12 protein-coding genes and 1 pseudogene are annotated in these 12,673 nt (G+C 40.1%); 4 read left to right on the top strand and 9 right to left on the bottom strand.

The window, feature by feature from the left end:
• Nucleotides 1-121: 121 nt before the first annotated feature.
• The 7 genes and pseudogenes from ACMWKK_RS20290 to parM all read right to left on the bottom strand — a co-directional run.
• Nucleotides 122-1,660: pseudogene (locus tag ACMWKK_RS20290) on the bottom strand (hypothetical protein); the annotation flags it as partial.
• A gap of 119 nt (nucleotides 1,661-1,779) precedes the next feature.
• Nucleotides 1,780-2,334, bottom strand: a complete 555-nt coding sequence (locus ACMWKK_RS20295; RefSeq protein WP_000235773.1) for a plasmid transfer protein — start codon at nucleotides 2,332-2,334, stop codon at nucleotides 1,780-1,782.
• Nucleotides 2,335-2,342: 8 nt separating this feature from the next.
• Nucleotides 2,343-2,768, bottom strand: coding sequence for a hypothetical protein (locus ACMWKK_RS20300; protein WP_000836981.1), 426 nt, complete (start codon nucleotides 2,766-2,768; stop codon nucleotides 2,343-2,345).
• Entirely contained in the window at nucleotides 2,758-3,210 is a 453-nt protein-coding gene (gene hdtA / locus ACMWKK_RS20305) for a H transfer determinant A (protein WP_000952689.1), read from the bottom strand. Before hdtA ends, ACMWKK_RS20300 begins: the two co-directional genes overlap by 11 nt.
• Before the next feature lie 604 nt (nucleotides 3,211-3,814).
• Nucleotides 3,815-4,783, bottom strand: a complete 969-nt coding sequence (locus ACMWKK_RS20310; RefSeq protein WP_031942297.1) for an IS5-like element IS903B family transposase — start codon at nucleotides 4,781-4,783, stop codon at nucleotides 3,815-3,817.
• A gap of 21 nt (nucleotides 4,784-4,804) precedes the next feature.
• Entirely contained in the window at nucleotides 4,805-5,317 is a 513-nt protein-coding gene (locus ACMWKK_RS20315; protein WP_031942296.1) for a hypothetical protein, read from the bottom strand.
• A gap of 11 nt (nucleotides 5,318-5,328) precedes the next feature.
• Entirely contained in the window at nucleotides 5,329-6,366 is a 1,038-nt protein-coding gene (parM, locus tag ACMWKK_RS20320; RefSeq protein WP_000818954.1) for a plasmid segregation protein ParM domain-containing protein, read from the bottom strand.
• A 363-nt stretch (nucleotides 6,367-6,729) separates the two neighbouring features.
• Between parM and ACMWKK_RS20325 the strand changes: the two genes are divergently transcribed.
• Genes ACMWKK_RS20325 through ACMWKK_RS20340 form a run of 4 tightly spaced genes read left to right on the top strand, consistent with a single transcriptional unit; the run spans nucleotide 6,730 to nucleotide 9,410 of the window.
• Nucleotides 6,730-7,677 carry a metallophosphoesterase gene (locus ACMWKK_RS20325; protein ID WP_000718595.1) on the top strand — a complete coding sequence of 316 codons (948 nt, stop codon included), beginning with the start codon at nucleotides 6,730-6,732 and terminating at the stop codon, nucleotides 7,675-7,677.
• Complete coding sequence (locus ACMWKK_RS20330) at nucleotides 7,674-8,510, top strand: hypothetical protein (protein ID WP_000700976.1); 837 nt, start codon at nucleotides 7,674-7,676, stop codon at nucleotides 8,508-8,510. Before ACMWKK_RS20325 ends, ACMWKK_RS20330 begins: the two co-directional genes overlap by 4 nt.
• Entirely contained in the window at nucleotides 8,503-9,024 is a 522-nt protein-coding gene (locus ACMWKK_RS20335; protein ID WP_000598517.1) for a hypothetical protein, read from the top strand. The genes ACMWKK_RS20330 and ACMWKK_RS20335 overlap by 8 nt, the downstream gene beginning before the upstream one ends.
• A complete protein-coding gene (locus tag ACMWKK_RS20340) occupies nucleotides 9,021-9,410 on the top strand; it encodes a hypothetical protein (RefSeq protein ID WP_000815011.1) in 390 nt (129 codons plus the stop codon). Before ACMWKK_RS20335 ends, ACMWKK_RS20340 begins: the two co-directional genes overlap by 4 nt.
• A gap of 61 nt (nucleotides 9,411-9,471) precedes the next feature.
• On the opposite strand, the gene ACMWKK_RS20345 is transcribed toward ACMWKK_RS20340, so the two are convergent.
• Nucleotides 9,472-10,476 carry a ParB family protein gene (locus ACMWKK_RS20345; RefSeq protein ID WP_031942295.1) on the bottom strand — a complete coding sequence of 335 codons (1,005 nt, stop codon included), beginning with the start codon at nucleotides 10,474-10,476 and terminating at the stop codon, nucleotides 9,472-9,474.
• Complete coding sequence (locus tag ACMWKK_RS20350; protein WP_001050364.1) at nucleotides 10,473-11,726, bottom strand: ParA family protein; 1,254 nt, start codon at nucleotides 11,724-11,726, stop codon at nucleotides 10,473-10,475. Before ACMWKK_RS20350 ends, ACMWKK_RS20345 begins: the two co-directional genes overlap by 4 nt.
• Nucleotides 11,727-12,673 lie beyond the last annotated feature (947 nt).

A 12,673-nucleotide genomic window follows, 5' to 3' on the forward strand; every position in this document is an offset into this window, starting at 1 on the left:
ATTACAACGAATGGCATCCGCATAGTGCACTGGGGTATCGTTCGCCACGGGAATATCTGCGGCGACGAACCAGTCATGGGTTAAGTGATAAAAAGTGTATGGAAATATAGGGGCCAATCCAGCGCGAGTAAAGAGTTACGTTTTTTTCCAGATTCTTAAGAGTGAATCCAGTAGGTTGATAAGTGAACACGGTACTGAAATTTACGTTTTTTCCATAAAGGTTTTCAGCCACCACAGTAATCTCGTGATCCGAATTAACTGCTAAATCGTCTCCAACCGGCAGGTAGTAAATACCTTTATAATTTGTAGGTGTTAACGAAACTACTTTGTTGTCTATTGTTACTGATTTTATGTCAGCAACCCCAGCCTGCCCCTGGAAAGCTGCAACGATAATCTCGTTCAGGAAGTATACGGGTGCTCGTTTAGTTAATACCTGCCCATCTTTGAGAACCATAAGCGTTGGGTTATCAGACAGCATCAGTTTGCTTTCAGGCTCAGTGTACGTAGAAGAGTTTTTGCTCGTATTTTCTACTGTAAAAGTCGCTGCGTAGGACCCGTTTATAAGATCCGTTAAGTCAAAGATATAGAGGTACTCATCACCGACTTTTTGAGGTCCACTTACCGGCTGTAAAGTTCTACGTAAAGGGGTTGCCCAGGACTGTTTGAAATCAATCTCAGTGCCATCATCTAAAGTCACTTTAGTCGTCGGCTTAAACACGCCATCCGGAGTCATAGTGAGCGACATAGCTGTTGGGAGCCACCATTCACCTTCTGTTTCTTGCTGGGGTACCTTAACGGCCACAGCAACGGTTTTGGCTCCGGTATAGATGTCCTGGCCACCTACTTTGATTGTTTTAGCCTCATCGGTAAAATTCCAAAGTGTATGGTCTACTACAGGAGGCCGATAATCCCAGTTAACAACAAGCTTTTTGGATTCAGGAGGTGCGAAATAATTATTCTTAGAGTTTGCTGTAATTGTGATATCACGTGAACCCAAAAGTTCATCTGTATCACTGGCCTTAATGCTTCCAACTTCAATGGTACAGGAAGTTCCGCCAATAGGTACTTCACAGGCGGAGCCTGAACCTATTGAGATGTATTGAATATAATTGCGGGGTTCAACAGAAACAGCGATATCTTTGATCGCTTCATCCTTTAAATACGATTTGAAAGAAAAGCCGTCATAGACTAATCCGTTCAGGGATGATTTAAGACCGGTGATAGTTGGTTTTACCGGTGCCACACTTTTGATTGAATATTCACCTTTTACTATTTCAACTTTTTTCCGTTCAGAACCAGAGAAGTAAGAAATCTTGTAAGGTAGTTTTAAATCACCGGTGGTGTTGGGAACGCCTGAAAGAGTGAAGCCGTTAGAAGTTAATCCCAAGGTATTGGGTAACCACTCAAAAAAACAAACGAGGTTATCAACAGAGGAAGTCGCTCGATCATCAACCGTTACATTACAGGCTGTGCCTGCACCTGAGGCAGTGATAGTGTTAGAATTAACGTATGCAACAAAGTCGCCCGGCCCCGGGTCAAAGGATACGGCTGGCAAATCAGCCTGTAGCTTTCCTGAAATCATAATCGCTTCAGCATAGACCGCTTTAATCGGAGCAATTAAAGAAAACAACAGGGCTAAACCTAAACCTGATTTTCTCATGACGAATACCTGTTTTTCTGAGCAAAATTAAACTCACTTTACGATGAAAAACAGAAATATCCGTTCGTATAACATTTAAAAAAACCTGTATTTTTCCGTATATTCCGTATGTTAATGCGCTATTTTGAATTCTTGGCTTCAGATAAGCGAAGCGCGGTAATTATAGACTCGGAGCTTACCCAGGGCGTTTTTTGAGCAAGATATCCAAGTATGTAGAGGCCAATTTTAACGCAATCCATTTGTGAGACGGGGACCATGTGCATGAAGGGTTTTAAGCCATCTTTATCGACTGGAACTATCCCTGCGGATAACAACAAACCGCCCCTCTCGTTTGGGGTAACGCTTATATTTTTGTATACGACGTGGCCATGATGTGAGGTTTTCCTCTTATCAATCTTTAAAGTATGCATGATTCTAAGAAATACAGATGCCATCTGCATAACTTCATTCGTCGACAATTTTAGAAGTACAGAACGGTTTGAGCCCCAGTCATAATCTTTTTTTGCGTTCCTTGGAGCGACGTGCAATGTAAGATAATAATTATCAATCTCATTTGAAAAAGGTGAAGGTTTTGATGAGCTAACATCTTCATTGTTCATCTCAATGACAAGGGCTGCATCCTGACCAAATGCTTTAACATTATGGTTTTTAAGAGCGAAGTCTGAAGTTGCCATATAAAAAGTCACTTTTGATAAAACCACATACCGCCTAATGATTCATCATCGGCAAGATGCTTGAAATTTGATAGTGTAAATCCTGTTTTGGTTTCAGAAATCACCAGGCTGTAAGATGCCGTATGTACAAGGCGAGAATTGTTTAGATCAAGATCATCACAAAAACCAGGGCTTTTGACGGGGTCAGCCTTTTCAACAAAAGTTACTTTTGAAGCGATGCCGTTGATCACGATTTTCTCGTTATCAGCAATTTTAATGTTTAAAGAAGGCGAGCTTTTATCACATGGCAGGAAGAGTGATGTCTTTTTAAATGTGTTTCCAGTGAAGTCCAAAAGGTCAGGTTTAACCGGAACATTGTTTAGGATTTTATAAACTCCAGCAAATGCACATAACACAACAAAACCAGATAAAACATATCTAATCTTAGACTTCATCCCCCAGTTCCTCTCCTAAAAGTTTTAACGCGCTTACGCACATAAGCCTCAACTGATACAGTAAGTTATCAGCGGTTATTCCACCAACGAAGGTAACTGTACGTCGTATTGATGCTCCGCCAGGCTCGCACTGGATATGGCCAATACCAGAATCACGGAGGAAGTCATTTTCTGCACTTACAAGGTCTGACTCTACAGGTGGAATGATAACTTCAATGAGTATTGTATCAACTGGGGCCCACTCCCAATCGAACTTAAGAGAGGAAATTGGGGATATAGAAACAAGAAGCTCATCAATATTAAAAATTACGGGTTTTATTCCCATAACCTCAGACTGAATGAAGTGGCTTTCTACCATAACTACCGGAAACTCTGAAATAGTCAGAACTCCGATTAACTGGTCTCGGCGTAAACCATGTATTAGTGAGTTGCGAGATAGCATTCGATCAGCCTTTATTATAATAATCAATCATTTGGGACAAGGACAAAAGGGATTACAGAAACGAAGATTCTACATGAACATCGTTGTCAGTGACCTTAGGTCCATCGGGTATAAGGGTATCAAAAAATCCTTACATAACCATTAAACCACAAAGACTTTTTACGTAAAATAATAATTAAGTACCAGATTTATTAAGATAATTCTTAGGTTTTTTACAAATTTAGGAAAAATCCGCACTTCCTGTAACAGCATCCAAATTAACCTAAAATACCGTTTCATTAACAGTAATTTTACAGATTCAGCTGAAGCCTGAGTTTATTATAACAAAAAAAAGGCCAGCAAGTATGCTGGCTTTCCTGGTAAGACAAGTTGAACTCAGAAGTCGATTGTACTGTCTCTCACCTATCTTGCCAAAGTCGCTAGTCGCTTGTTTGCCTTAGCTTTAGATTTTATGCTTATGGAGGCGGTTTGATTTTCATCCGATACTTTTTCTAGCACTGGCACCACAGAGGAAATGGACTTTTCTTTTGAAATTTTGGATGCACCTGGGCTTTGTTGAATAAATCAGATTTCGGGTAAGTCTCCCCCGTAGCGGGTTGTGTTTTCAGGCAATACGCACGCTTTCAGGCATACCTGCTTTCGTCATTTTGTTCAGCGCTCGTACCAGGGCCATAGCCTCCGCAACCTGACCATCGTAGTCACGCAGCGTCAGTGAACCCCCGAACAGCTGTTTTACCCGGTACATCGCCGTTTCCGCTATCGAGCGACGGTTGTAATCTGTTGTCCATTTCCACCGCGCATTACTCCCGGTCATTCGCTGATTAGCCACTGCACGGTTACGGTCTGCATATTCACCGGGCCAGTAACCCGCACCTTTTCGGGGAGGGATAAGCGCGCTGATTTTCTTACGCCGCAGTTCATCGTGACATAGCCGGGTATCGTAAGCGCCATCGGCGGCGGCTGACCTGATTTTCCGGTGGGTTTGCCGGATTAACCCGGGGAAGGCCTCTGAGTCCGTAACATTGTTCAGCGACAGGTCAGCGCAGATGATTTCATGTGTTTTACTGTCAACGGCGAGATGCAGCTTACGCCAGATACGGCGGCGTTCCTGGCCATGCTTTTTGACTTTCCACTCGCCTTCACCGAAGACCTTCAGCCCGGTGGAATCAATTACCAGGTGTGCGATTTCACCCCGGGTGGACGTTTTGAAACTGACATTAACCGACTTTGCCCGCCTGCTGACACAGCTGTAATCCGGGCAGCGTAGCGGAACGTTCATCAGAGAAAAAATGGAATCAATAAAGCCCTGCGCAGCGCGCAGGGTCAGCCTGAATACGCGTTTAATGACCAGCACAGTCGTGATGGCAAGGTCAGAATAGCGCTGAGGTCTGCCTCGTGAAGAAGGTGTTGCTGACTCATACCAGGCCTGAATAGCTTCATCATCCAGCCAGAAAGTTATGGAGCCACGGTTGATGAGGGCTTTATTGTAGGTGGGCCAGTTGGTGATTTTGAACTTTTGCTTTGCCACGGAACGGTCTGCGTTGTCGGGAAGATGCGTGATCTGATCCTTCAACTCAGCAAAAGTTCGATTTATTCAACAAAGCCATGCACCTGAAGAAAGTGGGCTTTCAGATGGTATAGAGGTATCGCTTCCCTCATTTTCAATCTTCACACCAAAGCAGGCATGTTCCTTTTGTACAAGGAAGGTTTCTTTTACAGAAACAGAATCCTGCTTTGAATTATCTAATTGTAGAGGTGTTAAATACTCCATAAACTTTTGATCTAAGACATTCTCTAGCAATACATTAATAGGAGGCTTAGGTTCAGTATCTATAGTATTTCCATCATTCAGAAACCTATTAAGATCTGCAAGTGTTAATCTTTCGTTTAAACCATTTATAAAATTTGCCAAGTCAGGAAATAAATTATTTAATACCAACCCGGTACTAATAGCCGACCTAATTAAATCCAGTTGGTCACCCCTATGACAAAGTTCTGTTTTTTTCAAGAAACTATAAACATAGGGTGCTTTTCTTTCGGATATCCAGAAAGACCGGATCTGAATCCGGTCGTTATCTGCCTTATTTGAGATAGGGTATTTAGCCATGTTCTAGCTCATTATTCTGAATAAATAGTATCAGCAATTGCCAAAGATAATGCGAACTGCGGATTGTCTACCATGATAACTTTAGCCGTTTCAAAATGTTTACGAATAGCTGTTTCGATGAGATATGAACCTCCCCCAACAAGGAAAACATTATGAGGCCTCTCTTCGACTTGTGTAACCGCTCTGATTACTTTACTTTGCAACTTCTGTACCGCAGAGTTTACCGCATCAAAAACACCGTCACGCTTGTCCTCTGCAACCTTCAAAGCTGATTTATCATGACGATTATCAACAAGATGATGAATGTAAGCATTACTCGTATTCAGTTTCTCAGATTCAAGATACCTGCTGATCTCATCGTAAACAATAGAACAACCAATACGGTCAAAACCTTTTACTTTCGAAATCTGTTCTAATTGCCCAGTAATACTTGCAACATCAAGAGTAGTACCACCAAGATCAATTACCAAACTTGATTCAAATGAAGCAATATCCTCAATTTCATCTGCCCGGGTCACAGCTGGTAAAGATTCAGGGAAAACAGTCACAGACAAAACGTTAAAAGAATAGCGTTTACCGTCAAGATAACGCTCTACTGGTTTCATCAGATTATCTTTTTTTCTCTGAATATTTTCAATATTCGTTTCCCCTAAAGCAGTATAGAACTGGCTAAGTGGTAAAGTAACAAAGAGGTGAACATCCTGAGGAACTAAACCAGAAGCATGAAGTGCATGGTGAACATTTAACCGGCTAATTTCATCGTATTGGTGAGATACATCAGTCGATTCCAGTGAGTTACTAGATTCGCTGTGATGCGAAAACCTTTCCAGCCCATCAATAAGATAGTTAAAAGGATTGAGACCCTCATGGCGAACACGGAAATCTGGAACAAAACTATTTTGTGTAAGCAAGGGAACTAATTCGTTTCTTTCATTAAGACAAACCAGTTTTGCAGCTTTACTTCCATCATCGACAACGATTTTTAAAGCTTCAGTGATATCCTGCACTGATGGTGAAACAGGACTTTCAGATTTTAATAGTTCAGCCATAAAAACTCTCTTTTATTAATAGGACCATATTAGATATTAACTTTATACATTAATGGTGACCTATTATCAACATTAACACTATTAAAAAAATACGTAAGTCTATGTTATTTCAGCATCCTTCCATTTTAAATACCTTACCGTTAAATTTCCTGTATTCATGTATTAACCATGTTTATAAAGGAGCCAATTATAATCAGAAAGTTACTTTGCATCCTAAGTATGAACTGTTTGAGAGCCAGGACTGGGGCCTTTACCTGTAAGTAACAAAGGTCCTTAGGCTTAGAATCCAAAATGACGCCTTTTTGTAAAAAAATCATAGTTCGAAATACCGTATCATCGATGTAAACATACGTAGAGGAATTTATGGCAGCTGAGCACGTCCAAACTATAGACCTTACAAACTTCTCCGGAAGGATTTTCTTTCTGGCAGATCCTCATGGACATTACTCTGCGCTGTGCAACTTGATCCAATCAGTTACAAAGCCAGAAGAAGAGATAGTAATTTTCTCTACTGGAAATTTGTTTGACTATGGGCCGGAACCCATAGAATTGATGAAGGCGATAAACAGTGGCTTTTTCGATGGACGTTTTGTGAGGCATTTCTCAGCTGCCGGAGCCGGAGAAGAAATGTTAAAAAAATTGTTACCATTAAACAAAGACCGGAGAACATTTTACCCCAGCACATACCTCAATGAGAGATGGTGTGTAATGGGCGGAAAGTGGCATAAAGCTGTGAATCGTTACTATTTAGAGGAAGAGGTAAAAAAACTTCTTAATACCCAGCTTGGTACGATGATGCAGATTTTACTAAAAGGCGATATAAAAATTGGGGTTTGCCCTTCTGATTACGCCCCTATCCGCACATCATTCACTGATACTTATAATGCGCTTCAAGCATTCAACTATGCCAATGTGAATATTTTTCAGAGCCAGTTTCTATTCGGTATGGACCATGCCGTAATACCAATGATGATAAATGACGTCAACCTTATGGTCCTAGGTAGGAATCCTGTAAACAGCATTCGAAAAGCCCATGGTCGTACTCAAAACAATCTTCCAGTACTGATCGGTAATTGTTTGCATATAAATACTGGATCACTCTATATGTCAAAATTAGAAGACCAGGTAATAGTTGCTCCGGGTATACCGCAAACTGACTCACCAGCACTTACATTAGTAGAAATAATCATGAAGAACAATCCAGTTTTATTGTGTCATCAGCTAATACAAACAACAAACAAGTTTTATTCACTTAAAACCTATCCTTTAGAACTCGATTCGATTGAAAACAACATTGAGGTAACAAGATGAAGATAAATTGGAAGATTATCTCAATTTCAACATTACTTTTGCATCTTCACGCAGCAGCTGCACCACATCAAGAGAAAGAGCATAGAAAAGATGCTTTTTCTTCTGCCGCACAGAAAAGTGATTCACTTATATCTGCTAAAGCGGAGCTTATAAACGGAAGGTGGTTTATAAATGGTAAATATAGGCCTGTTCTAAAGACCAGCATGACCAAAACCAATTTCTTAGAAATCATGAATGTTTCAAATAAAGAATCACTTTTTATTGTGATACCAAAACTTGAGTATAATATCATTGCCAAAAATAAAATCTTACTAAATGAAAAAATTGCATTAAGCGAAGGCACATCCGGAAAAAGCATTGTTTGGGTCGAGCCAAAATCAAGTCTAACTATATCGTTTATAAATGACCTTGCTAATACGCCCCTTCAGGCTATCGTTTCGATCACAAGAAACAACAAAGATATAATTGCCATCTTTGGACCGGATCAGGGTAAAGGGTTTACTCTTCCCGGAAATACGTCTAATGATCAAGTGTCCGTTCCTGACTATTCTGACCTAAATATAAAAAAACTTAACATACCTCAAAGTGTTGGTAATCCAGTAACCATCAATCCTAAAGAGAAGAATTACCTCTTAGTTGGACAAGGAAAATATGAAATCTTATCTCTTCCTAAATATCAACATTTAGTATTTTCTGAACCCGTTTATATTGAGAAAAGAAAAAATATCCTCGGTGGTTATGGTTATTGGACGAAAGAAACAATTCTCTACCCCGGTGAATCATTATCTTTTATAACGAGCGCCAAAAACAATCTAAGGAAGCGGGATGATTAAAGTTATCACACTTTTATTGTTTGCATTACTGACTGGTTGTCAGTCAGTAGAAAGTAAAATCGAAGAACTCCCGACAGTTGGTTTTGACCCTATTCTATACAATAAAAGTGAGGCCTTTACTGACGGAAAAGTTACTTTACGTGTCGAAAGTTCAGGAACTGATGTTTGGCTTGTCGCCAAGAATGGAACCAGAAGTTTTATTGAGCTTTCAGGCCTAACGCTAGGTGGTAGTCGTTGTGCTTACAATGCCCGTAGTAAGCAACTTTTGCCCCCAGGCAGCGTAAGCACATTCGTAGTTCCTACGGTTGGAATGCTTGGACTTTGCTTCAACAATGAAGATCAACTTATGTTTATTAACCGTGCTTTTAGCAGAATCTCTCCCAAAGCAAAAGGAAAAGATTCGCTTTCGCTTTTATTTTCTGTTAGTTACGATTTTCCCGGAAAAGCGGACCTAATTACTAACCACGATTTTCAAGAGTTATATCTTTTATTTTTGAATGAGGATAATCTATGAAACAAACATTAATTGTTATTTTAATATGTTTTTGTCACACGGCTTTAGCATATCCATACCGTATCTATACTGTCCCGGAAGGGGCATTAGTAAAAAACATACTAACTAATGAATATCTAGGAAAAACCCCTGTGGTTGTGGACGTGAGCAATACCGAAGCTGGTTCTACTTTTGGGATTTCATTATTTAGACATGAAAATGTTGCTATAAAGATTTTTACAGTAATGCCTTCAGCAGAAAATAATTTTGCTGTTTCTGGACCTGACGTTGCAACTATGTCATTGCCGGGAAAAGCACCTTTAAACGTAGTAAATGATGGGAATGGCGCTTCTGTTCATATAGAACTAAGACCTTATATGTCAGAACCTGCGCACACCCCATATTAATATAACAAGAAATTAAAAATATAAATCATATGAACTGCATCATAAAGATGCAGTTCAATATTTATTCTGGTACTTTTAATTTTTCTTTTATGAACTCCTCTAGTTCCTTAATAAAACCCGCATTTATCCTATTGAATTCAAAGCGAATTTTTCTACCAGTATTGTTTTTACTGATTCTTGCATACTTATCTTTGTTATCAAAAGTAATAAGATCACTTGTTTCCCATTTTGTGGAATAAGTTTTTTCACAAACACTTTCCACAGATTGTGTGATTTTTTCCATTACAACTTTTTGAGCAACCTGGAGATCTCCAATGTCTAAATCTTTTGTTTCCTCTTTAACATTATCTATTACTTCATCTAAAGGAAATAGATTTTTTTGCACATATTTCTGTAAACGAGACAAGCGACTATAATAGGAGTTCGGGATTCCTTCATAATCCGGGAATAAAGAGATCAATGTTTCGTCAATACGGGCCGCCTGGATTCTTTTGGCTACCGATACATGACTAATCCCAAGATATGCTGCGAGTTCTTCATTAGTAGAAAATCCTTTTTCTTCCATTTTTTTGATAAATTGAAACCCAACTTCTCTATATGAAAATTTTCGAGATGTTTGTGCTGCGGATATAATTGAATTTATATCATCTTCGGTTAGTTCATCCGGAAGAACCCACAGGGGGAGATCCTTTTCTGCCTTTATACAGCAGAAACGTCTGCGACTTCCTTCTATTAATAAATAAACCCCATCTCTTTTTACAGCGATCCCTTCGGTATCGACCCCTCTTTCTTCAATCTGCTTAAGAATATCTCTAACAGAATAATCTGTAAGGGCTTCTTGATTTCGTGGGTTCGCTGGATGGACTAAGGTCTCCTTCTCCACTCTCTGGGCTGGAACAATCACATGTTCCGCTTCAAGTCTCCGGCCCTTATGAAGAGTGAATAACTTTTTTATGCGAGGTGCTGTTTTCAAACCCGCAAGACCTGAACGGTGACCGACTTCTGTCCGCTTTGGTGCGTTTAAATATCGAGATTTATCATTCCCGATATGTTGCTCATCGCTCATGCGTTAACTCCTTGCTTAGCTGAAAAACTTTTTATTTCATTTATAAATTGCTGATATACCTGTAATACAGATTCTTCTGCGACATCAAGCTGCTTTGCGGAACAAAGTTCCTCTGATTTTTTGATATCAAGCACTGTACGCCCTTTGGAAGCAGCTGCCTTAAATGCTTCAGAATTTTTTATGTTAGCGGACATCAAAAGGTCCTGAACAGTTCTGATTAATTTATCCAAAACTATTCTTTCATATGGACTTTTGTCATCTACATTGACAGCAAGAACTTTGAACCATTTTAAATTGTCGCCCTTACTTGGTGATTGTTTAAACCTTTCACTTATTGTAAGCATGAAGTCTGTAGTAGAGGCGTAATCATATTCACGTGGTGACACTGCGACAAGAATCCCATCGGCCGCTTCGTCAGCAGCCCAGATCAAAGGTGAATCTTCAGGTGGAGTGTCTATAATAATCAAATCATAGTTCTGCTTCAGTACCGGTAAGATAACTTCCTTGAAACGTAGTAACAAAGACGTACGTTCTTCTCTAGAACATTGCCAGTATTTATCTTTAAAACGAGCATCTGTCGGAAAAGCCGTTATTACGTCCAAGTTTGGCAGATGCGTTGAAAAAGGCATATTAGTGATGATTTCTTCTTCAGAGAATCCTGAATCTAAATATTTTTTATACTCAGAATTTTCTTCATAAATTCCAAGGATTGCATCAATTGCTGTAAGGAAGACATCATCTTCTGAGACACTTTGAATCATGCTGCTTCCAATCGAACCTTGTGGGTCCCATTCGATCATTAATACACGTGCATTGAGTTGTAGATCTAAAGCAGCTGCTACTGCTAAAGCTACAGATGTAGTGCTTTTCCCTGTACCGCCTTTATGATTCTGAGTAACAATAGCTCTGCTAAAGTAATGATCGCGGTACTTGGGATAACCCAGGGCATCCATTATTTTTTGAACATCCCAGCGGGTGTAAAGATGATTTTTGTTTTGATAAATAGGTGCACCAACAAGTTCTTTTTCTTCTAAGTCCGAAAGTATTTTATTGAACGTTACTCGTGACTTCCCAAAAAAATCAGAGAGATTTTTTTTATTCAAACAGTGGTTATAGATCAGTCTATCAACACCATCAACACTATCATCAGAAACAGATACTCTTGATGAAGCCATCAGAGATTCCTTTAGAGAAATCTGCTCGCTTTTCATGCGCTGACCAACGAGGGCGATCTTTTCAAGTAAATTCATGGTTATGACCTTTTTGCACTGAAAACCGACTTTTACGCATATATGTAAACTTTACGTATAATGCGTCCATTTCCTTGTTATGCGTACAATTCTATCCTTAGTTTCAATCTTAAGCTAATGTTTGTTTACTTTTTTATGATTTTTTGTGAGCTTAACTTGCAGATGTGAGCTCAGACTCTCTAGTCCATACCTAATGCACAACCTGTTTAAACCACGATTCTTGTCTCCTTCTCTACGCTTTGAAGTTAAGAGCTCCATTAATGAATCTTCACGCCTACCCTATTTCTTGCTTAGACCCTAAAATCTATCTCACCGGTGTGCTGATATACGTTTCCTAACTGTGAACCGTTGTCGTCAGTCCAGTCTAAAGATATGAGGTGTTAATCTCTTGAGGAGGCACACTACGAATTATGGGAGCAGAGTTAGCAACCTCACCCCGAAATGAAACCCAACTTAAGGAGGCAACCCCAGTGTGGAGATTAAGGGGGTTAAATCTGCCAGCGGCTGACAGTGTCCCAGCTGCTGCTCAGTCACACCACGCCCTGATTTAATCCCCTGCCCGGTATTGTAATGACCGAAAAAAACCCGTGCACTGGTGTCGGCAGACCGGCATGCATGAATATGACGTTAATCTGTATCAGCAGGCACTTTTCGCATAATGGGAGCAAGTGATAGCAACGCCGCCCAGAACGGAATGCCAACATCAGGACTGAACCCAAGTTTGGCGATTAAGGGGGTTAAATTTGCAAGCGGATGACAGTGCCCCCAGCTGCTGCTCAGTCACACCACGCTTGATTAAATCTCTCGCCAGGTCTTGTTTTGACCGAAAATAGCCCAAGCACTGATGTCGGCAGACCGGCATATAGGAATATGACGTTAATCTGTATCAGCAGGTACATTTCGCATTATGTGAGCAAGTGATAGCAACCCAGCCCGGAACTGAAGGC

This window comes from Enterobacter sp. 01-M-03-SI-ECC (assembly GCF_047530215.1).
Taxonomy (GTDB): Bacteria; Pseudomonadota; Gammaproteobacteria; order Enterobacterales; family Enterobacteriaceae; genus Enterobacter; species Enterobacter chengduensis.

Coding starts and splice junctions, on each gene's coding strand:
- ACMWKK_RS20330 (WP_000700976.1), top strand. CDS start 7,674: ATGAAGATAAATTGGAAGATTATCTCAATTTCAACATTACTTTTGCAT.
- parM (WP_000818954.1), bottom strand. CDS start 6,366: ATGGCTGAACTATTAAAATCTGAAAGTCCTGTTTCACCATCAGTGCAG.
- hdtA (WP_000952689.1), bottom strand. CDS start 3,210: ATGCTATCTCGCAACTCACTAATACATGGTTTACGCCGAGACCAGTTA.
- ACMWKK_RS20315 (WP_031942296.1), bottom strand. CDS start 5,317: ATGGCTAAATACCCTATCTCAAATAAGGCAGATAACGACCGGATTCAG.
- ACMWKK_RS20335 (WP_000598517.1), top strand. CDS start 8,503: ATGATTAAAGTTATCACACTTTTATTGTTTGCATTACTGACTGGTTGT.
- ACMWKK_RS20345 (WP_031942295.1), bottom strand. CDS start 10,476: ATGAGCGATGAGCAACATATCGGGAATGATAAATCTCGATATTTAAAC.
- ACMWKK_RS20340 (WP_000815011.1), top strand. CDS start 9,021: ATGAAACAAACATTAATTGTTATTTTAATATGTTTTTGTCACACGGCT.
- ACMWKK_RS20350 (WP_001050364.1), bottom strand. CDS start 11,726: ATGAATTTACTTGAAAAGATCGCCCTCGTTGGTCAGCGCATGAAAAGC.
- ACMWKK_RS20325 (WP_000718595.1), top strand. CDS start 6,730: ATGGCAGCTGAGCACGTCCAAACTATAGACCTTACAAACTTCTCCGGA.
- ACMWKK_RS20295 (WP_000235773.1), bottom strand. CDS start 2,334: ATGGCAACTTCAGACTTCGCTCTTAAAAACCATAATGTTAAAGCATTT.
- ACMWKK_RS20300 (WP_000836981.1), bottom strand. CDS start 2,768: ATGAAGTCTAAGATTAGATATGTTTTATCTGGTTTTGTTGTGTTATGT.